We start from the raw sequence: 20,573 nt of genomic DNA on the forward strand, positions 1-20,573 counted from the left end.
AGCCGTACTGTAAGTACGGCTGCTGATTAGGTATCGCAAAATTGCTACGTTGTTAGTCACTTAACATCGACAAGTCGTCATCAACTGAGCTTTCACCGTTTTGATTATCGAAGCTAGAGCTGTCATCCATAACATCTACACCCATATCGGTGTTGTCTTGCGTAGTCCAATCGCCTTGCGAGCTGTCGTCACCAGACATTGGACTCCCTGCTCTATCTGCACTCGTCCCCTGCATTTCGTAGCTTTCATCAATGTGGATCGATACACTCGCATCCGCACCTTCGACTGGGACATCATTGACATCAATGCCCACCATTTCCAATTGAATTTCCCCTTCAAATGCCTCATCCACTTTCAGTGCCATTGGCGCATTAAGATTGCTGACGCTGTAGCCTCCTTCACCATCTGAAACACCTTGAACAGGCTCTACTCCATCAGGTAAACCAGTAACTTGAATATGATCTACATCGCCGTTCTCACTAATATTATCCGGAATATGAACGTCGAACGTATCTCCCGGAGCAGCTGTATAATCGGGGTCTTGGTTTGAGCTGCTCTCAGGCTCAGATTCGCTCTTCGCCATCGCATTCACGGGTTGTGGCTCATCAAGAGGATCCTCATTCAATAATGACACTTGATGTTGACTGCCATCAGATGTCGTAAAGTCGATATCAATATCACCTTGATAGTTTGGATCCCCCCAAAAGCTCCATGTCCCATTGTTATTGTCGATAAGTGTACCGCCATCGCCATTGTATGAAACGTCACTGATAGTTGTTGTTTCGTCACTATTGGGCACCAACTCAAGCAAATCTTCACTTTCAAGCAGTGCATAGCTTTCATCACCGAGAACAAACGAAGAAGACTCTGGTTCACCTTGACCTAACTCAGTTGTCACCTCATTGTCTGCAGGATCTTCAACTTCATCGAGAGAAACGACTGATAAAGTAACTGAGAATTCACCGTTGTAGTTTTCTGGAGGAGTCATGGTCAGTGCATCAAGGTTCCATTCACCAATATCAATTGCCTGATTTTCTTCCGTTACCACTACAGTGTTTGGACCGTCACTCACAGTAAAACCAATTGGATACCCTGTCATGGTGACACTAGTCATAACTTCTGACGTATCAAGCTGTTCAATATCAATACCGAAGTGTGCGGTTGTATCTTCTTTGAATACCAACGGGCCATCGAAGCTTGTAGTGATGGCTACACCATCTGCTACTGGGCGGATGTAAACATTCATATCCATGCTGGCTTCGGTATTACCATCGGTGACAACCACTTGAAGCCCTGTAGTGCCCGCAAAATCTTCGGTTGGAGTAAACGTCCAAGTACCATTACCGTTGTCCACAACGGTTCCTTCTGCTTCTTCACCCGTTGCAGTGACCACGCGAGACACGGTTAATGAACTATCCACATCACCAAACAGATCCACTAAGTCAGAACTGTTAAACGTAATTGCACCGTCTTCGTCCACCGCTAAATGTGCATTGCCATCTTGGAAAGGAGTATCATCCACAGCCATGATGTTGAGGTTTACTGTACCTTCAGTCGTTGCTTCACCATCACTGACCTCATAAGCGAGATCGATAGCGCCATTGTAGTTTTCAGGAACCACAACGTGATAAAGCCCGTCTTGAGTGGGTGTGATTGACGCTTGAATTGGCGTTCTAATAGACAGGCTCTCTAACGTGAACTCAGTATCATCCACATCTGTTACTTTTGAGAGAATGAAAGCAGGGTCAATGGTAATAACCTGATCTTCAACGCCTTCCATTAAGAGTGTTGGTGCTATAGGTGCGTCATTAACCGCTTCAACATTAAAGGTTAAATCCGTCGTTGTGGTCGAGGTGTCGCCATTAGAGTTCTCAACCGATGTTGCCGACAATTGTAGGCTTACCTCACCGTTAAAATCTTGAGGTGGGGTAAACTGCAGGTTATCTAAATTCCACCCCAACACATCGACAGTATCGCTATCCGCTGTTGCATCAAACGTGTTAGTACCATCACTTAAAGTGCTCCCTTCCGGCAAGGCATCTAGGACTATTGATTGCATGCTTTCCGAACCGTCTAGATCAGTAAGCATTGTGCTGATATCAATACGAATATCGTTATCTTCTGTCGCTACTTCAGTAACACGAATATTGTCTAACAAGCCCCCTAAGCTGTTGTCATCAGGGGCGTTAAACTCAAGTCGTGGGTTATCAGTGGTCGCAGTCAGCTCATAACTATAAGTGTGCCACCCTACTGTGTCTTGGCTGATGGTGTCGATAAGTTCACCATCAAAATACAGTTCGATATCTGAATCGTCTTCCCAATTACGTCGTGCCGAGTAATCAAAGGTAAGAGTGACGGTTTCTCCGGCTTGAAGGTCAAGATTTTGGTAGATATTAGATTCATCACCTCTGTGTACTTCTAACTCGATGACGTTACCACGCTCGCTATCACTAATACCGGTATAGACTTGCTCTCCACGAATCTCTAAACCACCATGCGCATTATCAGTATTCCACTCTTCTCGAGCATTGCTGGTATCAAAATCCGTATCAACCATAGCTCCTAGGCTGGCTGAAACATCAGGCGCATCAGCGACCGCTTCCACATCTAAATTGAGTACAGCAGGAACAGTGTGTGTCCCATCCGTGACATCATAGGTAACGTCAATGTTGCCGCTGTAGTTTTCTAGCGGAGTCACTGTAAACGACCCATCTGGATTTGCACTTACGGAGCCAACCGCAGGATCAACAGAAACATTCAATGCTGTCAGATCATCGCCATTAATGTCTGTTGCGTTAGCGAGAAGGTCATCTTGAGTAAACGTAATAGCGTTATCTTCGTTTACCGAATCAGACAATGGTGATACTTCTGGCGCATATTCGTTAGCATCAATATGTAAGGTTTGGCTTGTTGTCGCGGAGTCTTGATTTGAGCTTTCCGTTGAGGTCGCCTCAATCACTAAGTCAATATCGTCGCTAAAGCCTTCCGGTACTTCCAATACCAATGTTTGGTCCAATACGACAGATGGAATGATAGCTGGCTCACCGTCCGCGATTACGATTTCACCGCTGTAAATTGCTTGGTTTGTTTCTCCTAAATCAATCGAGAAAGAGAAATCGTCATAGTCGCGGTCACCACCACCATATAGATCTTCAATTCCGTAAATTAACTCGCCGTCGTCGTTCATATTAACGCGAGTATGTTCTACGCCGTCTTGGTTGAGATTTGTGCTGGTGCCACCATGGAATACTGCATCACCATTTTGGCCACGCACCACACTTTCTGTGCCATCTTCAGCAATGTAGATCAATTGTGGGTCATTTGAAGTGATACTTGCCGGTGAGCCATCCTCATTTCTAAAGACAAATTCACCGCCTTCCAGTGATTCAAAATCGTTGTAGCGACCACCGTTCGGGATGACGAATAGGTTGAAGCTCTGACCCTCTTCAAGTTCGAACGAGAAAGAAGACTCTCCCGGTATTAAAGTACCACCAGCGCCTTGTTGTGAAGCATCGCTATACACCATATTCACGTTGGTGATCGAGCCATCCTCTTCTACCACATAGTAACCTACTGAGTTCTTATAACCTGCACTCTCCCCTTCAAAAGTAACTGTTACGGTAGAGTCGGTAAAACTGGTTAAACCGCTCGATTGATCGTTAAGAATCGCGTCGCTATCGTAGCGAATTACACTACCATCAGGTGCACCGCCAACCGTAACACTTAGTGCTTCAGATCCATCTTGATCCACCAAAGAAGCGTCGATATCGAACTCAACCACATTCTGATTATCGCGAATCACCTCACCGTCTAGGTTGTCTGCACTTGGGGTCACACTGAGCTCTGGAGCATCTGCCACGGCTTCAACATTTAGCTGAAGTTCATTGCTAACCGTATCAATGCCGTCGGTGACGTCGTAGGTGATAGATATTGACCCATCAAAGTGCTCGCCCGGTTCAATGGTAAAGGTTCCATCTTGGTTATCCGTGAGTACTCCATTTCCGTCGATACTCAAGTTGAGCGCTGTTAGAGATTCACCGTCCAGTTCAGTAACATTGGATAAAAGTTGTGCTTGAGTCAGCGTAATTAAACCATCTTCATCAACCTGATCCGTTAAGACTCCATCTACAACTGGCGCATCTTGCTGAGGGATGACATCCACAGATACCGTCGCTGTATCAAACGAGCCATTACCATCTGTTGCCGTGTATTCAAACTGAGCGTCACCGAAGTAGTTAGGGGCTGGAGTAAAGGTGATCGAGCCATTTTCGTCTAGCACAACTTCACCTTGGCTCTCATCCAGCATTCGCACTTCGACTATCGATAATAAGTCACCATCTGCGTCGGTGTCATTGGCCAGCAAATCACTTGCATCAAGAACAAGGACACCATCTTCCAACACTTGTATAGGGCTCGTAGTAATGGTGTCATCCACGTCAATCAACTGCTCAGTAACATCGATAGGCTGATCAGCAGTATCATAGTTTAGGTCTAGCGTAGTAGCACTAGTCACTTCACTACCATCACCTTGGATGGTCACAAGTTGTAGTTCTTCTGAGAGCGTGCGAGATACCGTCATATTCTGCACGACATAAGTGCCGGTTCCCCCAGTGGTGCCAAGTTCAAAGTGATGAACTGGTTGATCAGTCGTGAACACATACTGATCTTGGAACTCGCCCGATTCTCGATACCCACCTTGAGAATCGATTTCGTTGCCCTCTTCATCGTAAGCGGTAATGATCACTTCGGTCGCGTTTCTATGGGACTCATCAAACCAACCGCCAAGCCCGTCAAGCTGGAAGGTAATTTGGTTCACATCTTCGCCTTCGATAGTGACGACCAAGGTATCATTATGAGACAAGCCATTATTGGATTGGTCGCCAATACCCGCCCCTACAGACGTTCCGGCACCATTCCAAGCGGTAAGATCGCCACCAGTCACTTGAGTCGTGATTATTACATCGTCTTGGGTAAATACAGCGGTATCACCATCAACTACACCCCAGTCAGACGCTTGTGCCGTTCCATCAAACACCTGCGTGCTGGTATCACTATCAAAGCTACCTACCTTGATATCAATCGTCGCTGACTCAACGGCATCTACATCTGGCACAAATTGCAGTTCAGTATCTGCAGAATAGACTTCACCGACAACAACGTCTTCCCATACATCGTCTTCATTGAGATATTGAAGTACACCATTTTCAGGCTCGTCATCTAAGCGAATGCTCGGCTCTCCGGCACCAAGTTCAGAGTCATCATTAGCTATGACCGGGTCATTAACAGAGACTACGTGAAGATTCGCGCTCGTTTGCGCGATTGCACCTTCGTTGTCTTCAATCACAACATCAAACACCACGTCACCGTGGAAGTTTTCATTAGGCGTAAAGCTAAAAGATCCGTCTGGATTTTCTAAAAGTTCACCGTCCTCACCTGAGTATTCGACAGATTGAAGGCTCACAGGCCCCTCAACGTCAGTAGAATTAGCAAGCAAATCATCCGCCGTGAAATTTAATACGCCATCTTCATCAATTTCATGATAGGTCGGTGATGCATCTGGAAGGTCGTTCACTGCTTCGACATTGACATCAAACGACAAGGTATCTGTCGTCGTATCGCTATTATCAAGCTCGTTAGAATAGATAGAGCGGTCGGGGGTTACATTAACGTCAAAGCTTTGAGTATCCTGCTTAGTATCACTCGTCCCATCAGAATTTGTCGTTCGGCTTCCACTAGAACTCTCTCCACCTTGTGATGATTGTTGTGAGCTCGATTGCTGAGCCGATTGACTCGACGCTTGACTACCAGAGTTTCCAGTAGAAGCATTTCCGCCTACCTGTTGGGCACCGACATTTGACTGAGCGCTCTCACTTGGTTCCGATGGTTGTTCATCTTCTTGGCTGCCCTCTTGCACTTTAGAAGCTGGGGCACCCTCCTCACTTTGACGCGCCTCAGCGGAAACAGGTTGACCGCCTTGATTCCCACCTTCACCCTGTTGTTCAGCAGTCGGCTGTTCGTTGCCTTCTGACTGCAGCTCTTCGTTTTCCTCTAACGGAGCGACTGAGTCAGAGCCTGTAGCTACTGTATTTGCCGTCGTCGATTGCTGATTGTTTTGATTTCCGGGATGAGATGACGAAGAAGGCGACTTGTCCTCTGTGGCAACTTGCTCAACTGCATCGTTCAATTCGTTGTTTTCTGGGTTCTGACCAACTGGCATACGCACTCCTTGTCAATGACTTATCTGTTTCTTATTATTTCTATGCTATACGTAGCATAGGACACCAAGCACATAACACAAGCTGATCAAAGCCGTATGGAATAAAAAGATGATCCGACGCTCATTCTGTTTAATACATATTAAAAATTAACGAGTTAGGCGTCTCTTCTAACAAATCTGTACTAGAGTAAAAAGAAAACAAAAACGCGTTGCATATGGACCGCCTATCCGAGCAGCGAAATTACAACGTCAATAAACTCGCTTGATACTCAATACCACTCGTATACTGCGAACAATTCAAAGCGAAGGGCAAGGATGGCTGGCTTATGAATGAACTAGATAAAATCATCGAGCGCTCGATTAACCAAGAGCACCAATCAACGCTCGATACGTCAAATTCCCAAGACAAAGTTACAGTAAATAAAGTCTTTGTGATCATTGCTGCTTTTATATTAGGCATCGTGATCTGGGCGACCCAAGCCACCATTGATATTACCGTGTCGACAAGAGGCGAGGTTTTACTCGATTCGGACGTTGAGAAAGTACAGCATTTAGAAGGCGGTATTCTAGAAGAGCTCTATATCTCTCCCGGTGACCTTGTCTATAAAGGTCAAAAAATAGCAACATTAACTTCGCAAGACCGTGTGTCGGAGTTGCAATCCACTCGATACGAAATATCTCAACTTCAGGTCGAAAAACTCAAATACCAAGCTCTCATTCATGACACACAACCTGACTTTTCACATTACGCAAACTACCCTGCTTTAGTTGAAACGCAAACCCTCTCATGGACAGAAGAAAACAATCGAAATCGATCTAATGATGAGCTGTTCTTACATGATATTCAGCATAAAAAAGGGTTGATCGAATCAATGAACCGTCGTGTTGCCTCTTCAAAGCAGCAACTGGCCGTGATTAATCAGCAACTGAAGATCAAAGATCAGCTTTATAAAGAAGAGATGGCATCGCATATAGATGTGCTGAACATGAAGGTACAGCATCTGAACATGTTGCGTGAGATTGAGAATCTTAATGAAGGCATCTTAAACGAAGAGTTCCAACTTACTCGTCTTGAAAAGCAGTTGAGTGACAACCAAAAGAATCGTAGAACCGACTATTACGCCAAACTTACTGAAGTAAACAACAACCTTAAGATCAAACAGACTCAACTTCCGTCGGTAACCGACAAGGTGGAGAGGCTATTAGTGTTCTCTCCTGTTGATGGCAAGGTCGACAAAATCAACTTCAATTACCAATCAGCCGTCATCCCTCCCGGAGACAGCATCGCGGATATCACGCCACTCAACAATGAGATGCATGCAGAGGTCAAAATACCGCGTAAGGACGTAGGCTTCATCGAAAAAGGACAAGAGGTCAAACTCAAATTCGATACCTATAACTTTGCCAAGTACGGCATCTTATCTGGCAACATCGAATCCATTTCTCGCAGCTCTTACGAAGAAAAAGAGCAAGAGTACTACATCGCCAAAATCAAGATTACCGAGAACTACCTAACGCGTAATCAAATCCAATATTACATTGCTCCTTACATGGAGTTTACTGCAGACATTAAAACCGGTAGCCGAAAAGTGATCGATTACGCCTTGAAGCCGATCATGACCGCGCTCGATGAATCTTTTGATGAGAGGTAGCGGCCATGAGTCAGTCAAATAGATACACCCATAAACTAAGTCACTTACTGTTCATTATTATCGTTGCTATTTTGGGTACGAGTGCGGTTTATACCGTTCAAACCATCTACAACAACAATGAGCGTAGCAATGCCCAGTCGCTCTTATTTGGTAAATCTCATCAAGTTCTTAGTGATATATCAACACTAAACTCAACGTTAGACCTATGTAGTACCAACGTTCAACGCTGTGAGAAAAATCAAGTTAACTTATTGATTAGTAATCTTCAAGGTGAGCTATCAGAACTACAACGACTGATCTCTGAAGAGAAGTCGCTAGCCCTTTTGACAGGCGTTTTAGGTTTTGATTTGCTAGAGCTTCATTTCCAAAAATATCAAGAAACCGGAGATTTAAACCAATTAAACCGTTCATTGCGAGTGGCATCTGAGAAAAGCATCAATACCGTTAATAGCTTCATGGATAACTACCACAACCAAGCCGCGCAAAACTCACAATTACAGCTCTATACGATCGTCGGTTTTAATCTAGCGCTCTTTTTGACGCTATTTGTCTATTTTACCCAAAATAGTCGACTATTAAGTCGGACCCGAACACAAAAAGATCAAGCGCATGCGACCTTTAAGCAGATATCAAGTAACCTCAAAAGCATCGACCACGAAGCTGTAAAGGCACGTATCTCAAGTGTCGAAACTTCAAGCATTGAAAAGAATATCTACGCCAAGCTGCTGTCAAGTTATGAGCAGTTGGAAGAGCAAAAATCACAGACTGACTTATACCAACGTCTTTATAACCTGTTGGGTTATGAAGTTCGAGGAATTACCAATACCATTCAGGGTGGTATTAAGCTGCTAGTAAAGGACAGTGATGAAAATGGCGCACTGCTTGCCAAAGAGATCATCTCCGCGACGTGGACGTTAGAAAACCTCGCAGACAACTTCAACCGTTTATCGAACGTAGACGCGTTAAACGATGACAAGAATATCGACTTTTATGACTTAATTAGTGAGTTGATTGTTCTTACTGCCACTAAATCTAAGCAACAATCCAAAACACTTGAGTGCTTCGTTGAAAATACCATTCCGGCTCAGCTCTACGGCAGTCAAACCGGGTTGTTTTGGATATTGCTGCTCCAAATATCCAATAAAATTGCTACCCCTACGCACGCAAATGCTTTACTTCATGTTGGATGCACTAGTTCGTCTCAGGTCGACAAATTACGTATCACTCTGTCACTCTATTTTTATCGCGATACTTATACCCAGATAGAGCGTCTAGAAAGACTCAACTGGAGTGATGCGCAAATCAAAGATATTACCAATGTCGAACTCGCAAATAACCTACTTACCGGAATCAAAAACTATTCTGCGATATTGATGTCATTGGAAGAAGCAGAAAAGATGGTAATCAATTTTGATGTCAACACCTCTCAGTACGCCCCTTTAACTAACCGTTTAGAAGGGCGTACCATTTTACTATGCGGTACCGACAGCCTGCAGCTCGATATATTGAGTCAAACCTTTAATAACGAAGGAGCCAATGTGGTATTGGCGAGCACGGCTAACGACATCTTTAAGATGATGAAGGATTTAAAACCTCACGACGGAATATTCTTAACTGACCACATTAAGGGTATCACCCTCGATTCATTCTGTAAGACACTTAAAGCACGATTAGCGGCCAAAGAGATCAAACTGATGCTCTCTATGTCGAGTTCAGCCGATCTAGACGATACATACAACCACGTTGATTATGTGTTTTACCACCCGTTCACCCCTATCGACTTCGTCGACAATATCGTTAAAACATTGGACAGTGAAAGTGAGAAAGAGAACCAGTCTGACAAGCAATTCTTGATCGTTGAAGATGATAGAGTGCAACAGATCATTCTTAACAAAATTCTCTCCAATTTTGACTTCCAGTGCCAAGGTGTCGATGACGGTGCCAAAGCCGTTGCGCTTATCAAAGAACAACAATTCGATATCATCTTCATGGACTGCATTATGCCAAACATGGATGGTATAGAAGCAACGACTCATATTCGACAATACGAACGTGATAATCACCTACCACCAACCACCATCATCGGTGCAACAGCTCTAACCAGTAACAAAGAACACAAACGCTGTGTCGATGCTGGCATGGATTATGTCATCAGTAAGCCATACAAAAATGATGAAATTTATTCCGTTATCAAGAAATACATGGCGATTAGGAAGGTGGGTTAATGAACGCAGCGTTTGATGCAAGAGGGCATAGCAAGTCGTCCATTCGTCTGTCCTTAATCGCCCTAATCGCCCTTGCTGGTAATATCAATACCCAAGCTGGCGAGCTATCTATAGTGATCGATGAAGCCATTGAAAAGAATTACAGCATTATCAATTCAAGGTATGAAATTCGAAGCACCGAGTTTGACAAAGACATTAGCTCAGCCTTTTTCTATCCGACTATCAATGCCAACGCCAATACGACATGGAATGAATCAGACGTACGCGCTTTGCAGCCAAGCAACCAAAATTACAACAGCAATGGTTACACCCTATCGGTATCACAAACTTTGTTAGATGTCTCGCGTTATAACACTTACCGCGAATCGGAATTGGACGTGCAGATCAGCAAACTGCAACATGACAAATTGGTCAATGACACGGTGGTTGAAGTTGTCGATAACTACTTTTCATATCTAAAATTTCATGCTCAAAGAAAAGTCACCGATGCTCAATATCGTTCGTCAGTGTCTCGTCTAAAACAAGTTACTCGTAACAATGAATTAGGCAATTTACCGAAAACGGATGTTTATGAAACGCAGGCGAGAAAGAACACCACCAGCAAACAGATATCAGACATCAATAAACAGATAAATTTATCGTTGAATCAGTTGCAGTCAACGTCACAAACCCAAGTTGTCCCCTCTTTTGACGTTGCGCTCAACAATCAATATCTGCCTATCTCTGACTCAGAAAAAGCACAACTTAAAGGAAAACTGGTAGAAATGAATTTCGACATTGCCATTGCAAAGTCGCTATTAGATAAATCAAAACGAACTCTGAGTAAGTCGCGTTCTGATTTCTACCCTACACTACAAGCTTCAGCTAATTACGAGTACGAAGACAGCAATCGTGACAATTCTAAAACCGACACCACAACCTACAGCTTAACGGTCGACTTGCCCATCTTTGAGGGCGGTAGTGACTATTACGAATATCAAAAGAACAAAGGCCGCATTCAGCAATTCTCCGCTCAATATGACCAAGCGCTGAATGACGCTCAATTTGCTCTAGATGATACCGTACTGACCATCAATGCTAACATCGAGGCCATGTCCTATTTACGTGCTGCTGTGATCGCAAACTATCGCGTTTACCAAGGTAACAAAAAGGCTTATCGACTTGGCACAAAAACCTTAACCGACTTACTGAATTCCGAATCAGATCTTTTTGACAGTATTCGTGAGTACTACACCAATCAATATGATTACGTCATCAATGTCACCAAACTAAGAGCCCTATTCGGCGCCATAGATTTAGAAGAGCTCAATCGTATTTCTGAACGGATGATTCCTATCGAAGACACGTTTGATTTATCAATCATCGACAGCTTGTCAGCTCAAGGAGAAGAATAATGGACAAACTTAATTATCTCCCGAAGTTGAGTGCAAGCGATACTAGCTTCTTAGTGATATCGAGTATATTGACCACTATTCTTGGGTTGGTATTACCGTTTTCAATACTGATCATTTTCGACCGTATTATCCCAAACGAATCGAGCTCATCTCTTTATTTCATCTTCGTGATTATCCTGATCGCGATCATGCTCGACTATAAAATCAAAAATATTGAAGAGTCGATGGTATCGAGAATTGGCAACCGCTTTGAACAGTCTGCGACAAATCAGATCTTCAACGCCATCTGTCATTCAGACAGTGCTCAATTCAAAAAGCTAGATACAGGCTCATATTTGGAGAGACTCACCACCATTCTAGGGTTACGTTCCTACTACAGCGGTGAACTCATCGGCGCACTCATCAACGCGTTTACTTGTCTTGTTACTCTATTAATCATTGCGGTTATCAACCCGCTAGCTGGATTAATTTTGGTAGTGAGTTCCCTATTCCTGTTAGTTACAGCCCTTCACTTATCAAAAAGCAAAGTGGCTTTGATGCAGAAAAAATCTGATATCGATGGCACCACGAATTCTAACATCATCGATATCATCTCCTATCCGCTCGATATCAAAGGTCGCTCAATGGAGTACAGGCTTGAGAACTTAATGAACACCATGGTTAAAGAGCGTGAATACCACACTAGCGAATTTGAGAAACAAGAATCAAAATTCAGCCTAACATTAACTTTGATTCAACAACTTGCTGTAATCCTAACTGTCGTGACCAGCGCGATGGCTGTTATCAACCTCGATATAAGCCAAGGCGTAATGGCCGCTATTATTCTTCTCACCAATCGTTTCTTTGGCCCTTACCAACAGACCATGCGTGCCATTAGCCAATGGAAGGTTAATAAGAGTTATATCAAGAGATTGAATGAAATATTAGAAATGGCGACTGAGCATAAATCCAATCAACGAGTAGGCGTACCACCAAAATATGTCAGTTATAAGGGCCAAGAGCGCTATCTGTTTCAAGCGAATAAAATTTCCATACTTTCCGGTCAATCTGGGTCAGGTAAATCGTCGATCTTGCGAGGGTTAAGCCAATGTTCGAGTGAGGCAACGCTGGAAGAAAAAATCGAGGTCACCCTCACCGACAACATTATCATGATCAATAAGCACAGCACTTTTGTTGATGGTACGATCATCGATAATATCACCTGCTTTCGACCTGAACTTCACAAGGCCGCTTACTCACTGTGTGAAGCTTTAGGAATCAAAAGCGATATCGACGACCTCAAGCAAGGTTTCTACACTGAGATTACCACTACAGGTATTAAGCCATTCTCACGCAAGGTTAACTTTGCATTGCTCATTGTACGAGCACTACTCAGTAATAAGAAAATCGTACTCATAGATGACTTCGATCTCGCTTATGACGTCGACTTTTCGGCTAATTTACTCTCTTGTTTGCGTCCAAGGATCAACTCTTATTTGTTCGTTATCGCAAGTAACAAGATAAAACACAAAGATCGTAACATCGAACACATCAAAGCTCGTGAGGTGGCATAGCATGGATACATTAATTGCTTTTGACGAGATAAAAGAGCGCCTACTCCACTTTAGAGAAGGCCACCTTTCAAGCCGCTACGCTGAAAACCCTCTATTACTGGGGTTAAGCTACACTCTGGTCGCTCTGCAATGGGAAGGCACTGCGGAGCTTTTATCGGACACGTTTATCAGTGATAAAAACCACTTTAAAGCGTTTGATGCCACGCTTTCACGACTCGGCTACCAATGTCTGCACGAAAAAATCACCAACCTTAAACAACTAGAAAAACTCAGTTGCCCTGCGTTTATCTCAATCAATCGTCAGAACTACATTTTGTTAGGTGTCGACAAAGAGGTGTTACACCTATACGACTACGAAAATGATATCCCCATTCAGAGTCCACTTCCGGAAAAATTTAAGGCGCACGTTTGCGCTATATCGAGTTATTCGCGTATTTTTCGTGAGCCTCCACCTGAATCACAAGACAAACGTAACTGGGTAAAACACATCTTCTATGAACATAGTGCTGAATTTAAAAGTCTCGCTCTATTGAGCCTTTTCATCACTCTGTTTGGAACCATACAACCGTTTTTCATTATGGGAGTGTATACCTTTGCGTTAACCGCAGACTCCGCCTCAACCTTATATTGGCTTGCCTCTGGCGCAATTGCTGTCGCTCTAATGGAACACTTTTTGAAACGACAGAGAATGAGTATTCTCAACACCTCAGGGCAAGAGCTTGCCCATTATATTTCATACCACGTTATCTCTAAGTTATTGTGGCTGCCCTACGCGATGACCTCTAGCGCCACTACTTCTTCACAGTTAGCGCGACTCAAAGATATCGACCAGTTTAGACAGCTCGTAACAGCAGAGTCGAGCTTAAGCTACTTTGATCTGCCATTTATCTTTATCTTTCTTATCGCGATTTTTGCTATGTCTGGAAGCGCTGCTATTACAGTCTTAATTGGCATCGCGATAATGGTGGTGTTCTGCATTTATGCTCGCTATATCTACCTGCAAGCCACATCGCGAAGTTCTCGCGCCAACGCGATGGTTTCTTACCAGTGGAACGAGTTGTTAACCAACGTAGGTTCAATACAAAAGCTACCACTACTTTCAGTCGTCAAGTCCCGTTTCAACGCCGCGCTGACTCAACGCCTTAAAGACTCTCATCAAGTTTCAATTACTAACTCTAAAATCCAGCAACTCGGCAGTAGTCTGATTCAAGTAATTGGTACCGCCAGTATTGTTACTGCAGTATCTGCGGTGATGGCTGGAGATGCCAACCCTGGCGCAATGCTCGCAATCATCATTTTGGTTTGGAAGACACTCACGCCGATCATGGGGATCTACAATTCACTCGCAAAAATCGACACGATTAAGGCCTCTTCTGCCCAAATCAATGCTTTGATGTCGCTTGATGACGACAAAACCAAAATGGAGAAAAGTCCACCTATTCAAGAGTTGGGTGGCCGGGTTAGTATCAAAGGACTGTCACACCGTTATCCTGGGGTAGGCAACGGTCTAACTAATTTATCTATTGCTGCCACCCCAGGACAAAAAGTAGCGGTATGTGCACCGTCTGGTGCCGGAAAAACAACGTTAATGAACATCCTTTCTGGAATAGAAACCCGTTTTCAAGGCCAGCTACTCTATGACGGCTACAACGTGGCTCAGTTCAATAACTTCAGACTTAGAAGTAGCCTCACATATATTCCATTCAACATGCACCTTTACCCATCTACTGTGCACGCTAACTACACGGTATATAACGGATATGTGCAAGATGAAACCATTGATGAGATGCTCAACTTCTTCGACCTTCTACCCTACTTACCTCAAGGAAAGAATACGCTCTTAAATACGGAGTTTCTCGACCAACTTCCTGACGGCGTGTATCGAAAATTGGTTTTAGCAATCGGTCTGGGGGACTGCCATAAAAAAGTTCTGATTCTCGATGAGCCCTTCGTTGGTGCCGAAAATGAGAACAGCCGCTATCTCACTCTTTTGTTCAAAGAACGGTTAGCAAATTGCACGGTGATCTTTACCACTACCAGTAAAGCCATGGTCGCAGTTTCAGATAGATGTTTACTAATGGAAAAGGATGGCTCACAAAAGTTTTTCGGTACTCCAGATAAAGTACTACAGGCGGCTCCTTCAATGATTAACTAAACCGAGTCGAGGCGTTCGTATTTGAAGATAAAGCCTACAAACAATTTAATGAGTTCGACTCGCGAGACATTGTTTCTGTCAATATTGGCGAGCTTATTGTGAATTCTATATCTTGTTTGAATCTCACGCAGCGCCCATGGCGCATAACCACCTGTCACCAATACTCGCTTCCGATATCGACTAAGTGCTATCTGATAAAGTGACGTCTCATATAATGGGATGTCTCGCCTCTTTATCGAAACAGCTAGTGTCCACCAAGCGTTACTAGATTGGTTTTGTAAGTAGTGGTAGAGCCGCATTAAACCGAAAATAACAGTAAGCGCTGCAGCTAATGTAAGCAGTATAACTCTACTATACATGTCCCAAAACGAAGCCAGTGTATGACTCACTTGCCAAGTCTTCTCTGGCAATTTCAGCACCTGCATTGCCTGTGCATGTGTATCCCACCACATTAGCGTAATTGCAGGCAAAGTGACTTGACCGGCTTGTTTTACCACATAAGTTGCCGTTTGCGTTTTGGTGGCGAGCCTTAAACCTCGAACGATCTCATCTTGTGTCTTATCAAGAATAGGGAAGCTAATAAAATCCGTATTGTTTTCGCTTAATGCTTCAACAACAGAAGGCAATAACATACTCACCGTATCTTCGGCTAATAGGGTCACCTTACGCTCTATTGAATCTCCAATTTGAAGGTCTGTATTTTGCTCTGAACTTTGCTTTGTAATCGTCCACTCCTCTAAAAGCTGGGCATTGTGTCCTACCAACGTAGAGCCGGGTTGGAGAGATGAGTGTTCAAGCTTCAAAAGAGCGTTGTTTGTTTCAACCTCAAAATCCAACGCCTCTGTCATTAACGTCTGTGGCAATGATCCTCGTTCACCTTTTGTCACAACATCAATCGTGATTGAGGGAACTTTGAACATACCACCTTTCAATGGATATACTTCCACTTGCCAATGCTGTGTCGAATACACTTTTCCGTTTAGACGTTCCGTTGAGTTCATCGTCGACATGCTGTTGGTCAACACCATCGCGTTATCTATCTCAAAGCGATGTATCCGCGTTCCTTTGGTAAACCAAGTATCTGTCATCACAGCGATGTTAACCAAAACTTGCTCATGGGCAACCGGCCTGTTCGATACATGGCTTATCCAAGTTTTTACTATAATGTGTGAGTCACTTGTTGGTGTACTGTGTTCCTGAGCACAAAGTGTAGCGGAAAAGAAAAGAAGCCAAACCAAGAGATACTGAACCCAATTATTCTTCTCCATCGCGCCACTCCGTTGTTGTTGCTTGCCCTTGCTGATACTGGAGCGAAAACTTCTTAGCCAAATAAATAGATAGATCACTCTGCACGCGCTTCATCCACTTTTCGTTGGCGTTTGAGTCATTCAAAACCTCTTCTGCAGACAGGTGTTCCTCAATGATCTGGTCTTTTTCAACTTGTTGTTTAACGCCATCGGCTCGCTGTGGTTTGTCTCCGTTTTCTCTACTGACTTGTCGCTCATTGCTTTTTGATTGTTGCTCAGTGAAGTTATCAATATATGCGATAACAGCTTCAATCACCTTTAAGTTATGCTGCGCCTCATGATTGCTAGGATAGCGATTAACAATATCCCGATAATGTTCTCTCGCAGCGACGAACTCTTTTTGTTGTGCAAGGCAGGCGGCGACTCCTAAATGACCTTGTAACGTATCACTTCGCATATAAAGTTGCTGAGCCGTTTCATAATCCCCCGCCTGATAGTAAGCGCCTGCTTTTAAAAGCTCAGTTTGAAAAACCTTAGCGGCTTCTAAGTACTCTTGCTGTTGATAATGCAAAGCCCCTTGTTGGTTCTTAGTTAGCCATAGATCGGTCATCGAAAGCTCTGCGGCAGAGAGTTGAGGGCTATTAGTAGAACATGCCAAAGCCAAGCCAAACACACTCCACTGCACGAGCCAACCTTTTCTAAACCACAATAAATAGGGAATCACCAATACCCAAACCAACGGATAACTCGCATCAAACCAAGGCTCTGCCTGATTGGACGATAGCTCAGCGTAAGCGGTAACCCTATCGCTCAGGCGCAAGATATCTTGATCATCAGACGTGAATAGAACTAACTCCCCATTGGCAGCTTCGGCAAGCATCGACAGCTTTTCTTCTTCAACTGGTAGAGCACTCTCAACACTTGGGTTACCAACCCCATAAACGAGAAGTTGGTACCCTCTCGCGTTAAAGTAATCATGATACTCAGACAGCGCCCTCTGATTTAACGCATCAGTAACCAACAACACCGTTGCTGCAACGCTATCTCTTGGAATGATCTGATCGACAATGGGTAATGTGTATTGAGCAAATTTTCCCTCACGTGGCATCACTTCAGGTTTAATCGCTTGCAATAGCGGCTTAAAGACTTCGATATCTTGTGTCAATGGCATCGCTAAATGCGCACTCCCTGAATAGGCAATCAATGCTGTTTTCCCCTTTCCCTGCAACTCAATCAGAGATGAGATTTTCTGTTTAGCTCTGTATAAACGGCTTGGAGCGAGATCGTTTTGCATCATTGAATCAGACACATCAAGTACCACCACCAGCGGTGTTGTATCTTCAGCGAATGGGGAGGCTTGCCGGTACCAACTTGGTCCCGCAGCAACAATAATAGCGACCAAACCAAGAACCCCAAGAAGTTGAATTGGTAGGTTCTTTCCGCGACTCTCCTGCCCAACCAATAACACATCCGACAGGTGCTTTGGTATGTGTGTCACCCACTCTTTGTTCTTGTAATTATTCCTCCAGTTAACGAAAACTACAGCGATGAAAGGAATCAGTAGGCTCAACCATAATGGGCGTATGAAGTGAAAATTATCCATCATGCTGCGCCTCTTTATTTGTCACACTGTTTAAGGTTGTCACGCTGGCCAAGGCTGAATATTTAACAACGCGATATAGCATGAACAACAGGTGGTAGAGAAAAGCCATCAAAATTGGAACATAGTGCAGGCTCTGCTTTGGTTGGTATCGATAACTATCAAAAACACTCGGCTCCATCCTGTTAATGGTGTCGTAAATCGCTGTCAACTCTTTCGTAGACATTGCGAGGAAATCTTCTCCTCCGGTTATCGTGGTCATCTGCTTGATTGTCTCCATATCAACAGCCTGCTCCCCTCTAGTTTCAGGGTTACCCATCGCCACAATATGTAATTTAATTCCATTCGCCGCCGCAACTTTCGCTGCATCGATAGGTGGTACTAGGCTGTCCGTGTCGTTACCGTCTGTCAGAACAACCATGAGATGCTCACGCGTGGGTAACGTCTCTTTATCTTGGTTTTTGGCCTCGGAAATAAAGGTCTTAATCCCTAGACCAATGGCATCACCAAGGTGTGTACTCTGGCCTGCCATAGCAGGTTGCGTTTCATTCAATAACCTAAGCCATGCAGCGTGGTCGATAGTGAACGGCGATTGCAAAAATGCTGAGTCTCCAAAGATGATTAAACCAAAGCGATCAGCTTCTCTTTGCTCAACAAACGACTTTAATACGCTTTTTGATGCAGACAATCGACTCTGCTCTGCTTTATTAGAATCAACAAAATCTCGCGTTGCCATCGAACCTGATAAATCCAATACAATCATAATGTCGCGCCCCGCAAGTTCCCTTATTTCTTCAGGTCCAAGCCATACCGGTTTCGCCGCTGCGAGAACTAAAAGTAACCACCCAAGAAACAACGATGACCGTTGCCATGCTCCGGCACTCAGCGCGTTTGTACCTCGCTCACCATTGACACCTAAATAGCGCACCAAAGTATTAAAGAATGGAACCTTAATGGCCTTTTGTGGGGTTTTATAAATAGGGAGCGATAGGTAAATAATCACTGGTAGAGGCAGTAGTCCAAACGCCCACATATGTTCAAATGCAATCATTGAACCTCTCCGGGGTGGTATTTAATCCAAGCTTTTACGAATTGACGAATTTGTTTGAGTTGCGCCTCTGTCCAATCATGTGTCGAGGTTGACGTATACAAATTTTGTTGCCAAGCCAGTAACACTCCACCCTGATTGTTTTTGAATGGTGCTGCGTGGCCTACTCTTTGCGATAACTCAGATACATTCGTGAGGAAATCACACCATTTGGCTCCAAACAACATAGCCACATCAGAGTTTGGATAAGCATGACACGCAACGGCTTTAAGAATACGATTTGATTGGTACAACTCTTGGTCGACATCAATGATGCCGTTTCGTCTATCACGGGTTAATTGATTCAATTTTTCCAATGCGTCGCGACGATATTGATTTGCTTTGAAACATCGATAGCGATGAACTAACTTCCAAAAAAGCCAAACCACCAATATCGTATAAAGAATCTTCCAACCCAATGTGGTCGGTGCCCAACTGACATCCACAATCACCGTTGGGTCAATAAAGTCTTTTAACAGCACACGATTGTCAGACACTTCGACCTCCGTTTACTTGGCTAATGAACGACGCAATATGATCACCCGATGTATTCAGGCGAATCACATCCAAAGAACCAGTTCGAAGTAAGTCATAAACCTCTCTATAGGCTCGCTTGACCTCCTGGTTATAGTTGACGAGTTGACTGTTTAACGACCTATCAACAGGCAACTGTAGCGAGCCATCGCTGATGGTTAGAGGGTCTGAAATGGTCAACTCCGTTTCCATAGGATCGTTGATCGCAACCGCCATCACATCATTATGTCTTTTCAACCATTGAATTCTCTGTACATCCGTTTCAGTAATACCATTGAAATCGGAAATAAACAGCATCAGACAGCCTTTAAGCTTGAGCTTGGCGAGTTTATTAAGCGCAGATGAAAGACCCTCTACAGACTGGCTAGTATGACTCTCCAACAACAGTTGATTCGTTTGTGCTAAAGATTGGAGAATACGCGCGACATGACTTGCTTGACGCTGCGGTTTGTACCATTGAAGTTGATGATCAGAAAAGATGAGCGCCGCAACTCGATCGCCATCTTTAGATATTTTCCAACCACAACAACTAGCTACTTGCGCCGCTACAACCGACTTCATAGTATCGACCGAAGAGAAAAACATGCTACTACGCTGGTCAACGACTAATACGATAGGCAGATCTTTCTCTTCACTCTGAACTCGTATATACGCCTCTCCCATCCTTTGCGTTACGTTCCAATCAATACTGCGAATATCATCACCCATTTGATAATGCCTAAACTCTTCAAAATTTAGACCTCGACCACGATAACTGGATACATGACTTCCCGCCTGACGGCTACGACTCTTGGACAACGGTGGAAGTGAGAACCCGGTGGATTGTGGTCTGAGTGCCATTAATGATTCAAATGACGCCGCGACTCTAGAATCGAATGACTGAGCCATAACGCTCTCCTACTATTTTTC

General features: G+C 44.0%; 11 protein-coding genes. 5 read left to right on the plus strand and 6 right to left on the minus strand.

The genetic code is table 11. The features are described 5' to 3' along the window. Nucleotides 1–52 precede the first annotated feature (52 nt). Entirely contained in the window at nt 53–6,217 is a 6,165-nt protein-coding gene (locus L1D60_RS10005; RefSeq protein WP_239840944.1) for a tandem-95 repeat protein, read from the minus strand. Between the two features lie 326 nt (nt 6,218–6,543). Between L1D60_RS10005 and L1D60_RS10010 the strand changes: the two genes are divergently transcribed. The 5 genes from L1D60_RS10010 to L1D60_RS10030 are packed head-to-tail and all read left to right on the plus strand — an operon-like array spanning nt 6,544 to nt 15,196. Further along, complete coding sequence (locus L1D60_RS10010) at nt 6,544–7,869, plus strand: HlyD family type I secretion periplasmic adaptor subunit (RefSeq protein WP_239840945.1); 1,326 nt, start codon at nt 6,544–6,546, stop codon at nt 7,867–7,869. Between the two features lie 5 nt (nt 7,870–7,874). Next, complete coding sequence (locus L1D60_RS10015) at nt 7,875–10,094, plus strand: response regulator (RefSeq protein WP_239840946.1); 2,220 nt, start codon at nt 7,875–7,877, stop codon at nt 10,092–10,094. Further along, complete coding sequence (locus L1D60_RS10020) at nt 10,094–11,488, plus strand: TolC family protein (RefSeq protein ID WP_239840947.1); 1,395 nt, start codon at nt 10,094–10,096, stop codon at nt 11,486–11,488. Before L1D60_RS10015 ends, L1D60_RS10020 begins: the two co-directional genes overlap by 1 nt. Then, nucleotides 11,488–13,041 carry an ABC transporter ATP-binding protein gene (locus tag L1D60_RS10025; RefSeq protein ID WP_239840948.1) on the plus strand — a complete coding sequence of 518 codons (1,554 nt, stop codon included), beginning with the start codon at nt 11,488–11,490 and terminating at the stop codon, nt 13,039–13,041. The genes L1D60_RS10020 and L1D60_RS10025 overlap by 1 nt, the downstream gene beginning before the upstream one ends. Before the next feature lies 1 nt (nt 13,042). Further along, the gene (locus tag L1D60_RS10030; protein ID WP_239840949.1) at nt 13,043–15,196 is read left to right on the plus strand and encodes an ATP-binding cassette domain-containing protein; all 2,154 of its coding nucleotides are present in this window, start codon (nt 13,043–13,045) and stop codon (nt 15,194–15,196) included. Here the strand turns inward: L1D60_RS10030 and L1D60_RS10035 are convergent. The 5 genes from L1D60_RS10035 to L1D60_RS10055 are packed head-to-tail and all read right to left on the minus strand — an operon-like array spanning nt 15,193 to nt 20,552. Then, nucleotides 15,193–16,464 (minus strand): BatD family protein, encoded by a 1,272-nt coding sequence (locus L1D60_RS10035; protein ID WP_239840950.1) that lies wholly within the window; start codon nt 16,462–16,464, stop codon nt 15,193–15,195. The two genes, L1D60_RS10030 and L1D60_RS10035, sit on opposite strands and share 4 nt — an antisense overlap. Continuing rightward, the gene (locus tag L1D60_RS10040) at nt 16,451–18,049 is read right to left on the minus strand and encodes a VWA domain-containing protein (RefSeq protein WP_239840951.1); all 1,599 of its coding nucleotides are present in this window, start codon (nt 18,047–18,049) and stop codon (nt 16,451–16,453) included. The genes L1D60_RS10035 and L1D60_RS10040 overlap by 14 nt, the downstream gene beginning before the upstream one ends. Continuing rightward, nucleotides 18,039–19,094, minus strand: a complete 1,056-nt coding sequence (locus L1D60_RS10045) for a VWA domain-containing protein (RefSeq protein WP_239840952.1) — start codon at nt 19,092–19,094, stop codon at nt 18,039–18,041. Before L1D60_RS10045 ends, L1D60_RS10040 begins: the two co-directional genes overlap by 11 nt. After that, nucleotides 19,091–19,627, minus strand: a complete 537-nt coding sequence (locus L1D60_RS10050) for a DUF4381 domain-containing protein (RefSeq protein ID WP_239840953.1) — start codon at nt 19,625–19,627, stop codon at nt 19,091–19,093. Before L1D60_RS10050 ends, L1D60_RS10045 begins: the two co-directional genes overlap by 4 nt. Then, nucleotides 19,620–20,552 carry a DUF58 domain-containing protein gene (locus L1D60_RS10055; RefSeq protein WP_239840954.1) on the minus strand — a complete coding sequence of 311 codons (933 nt, stop codon included), beginning with the start codon at nt 20,550–20,552 and terminating at the stop codon, nt 19,620–19,622. The genes L1D60_RS10050 and L1D60_RS10055 overlap by 8 nt, the downstream gene beginning before the upstream one ends. Nucleotides 20,553–20,573 lie beyond the last annotated feature (21 nt).

Origin of the sequence: Vibrio sp. Isolate30 (genome assembly GCF_022397975.1) — a bacterium.
GTDB lineage: Bacteria > Pseudomonadota > Gammaproteobacteria > Enterobacterales > Vibrionaceae > Vibrio > Vibrio fortis.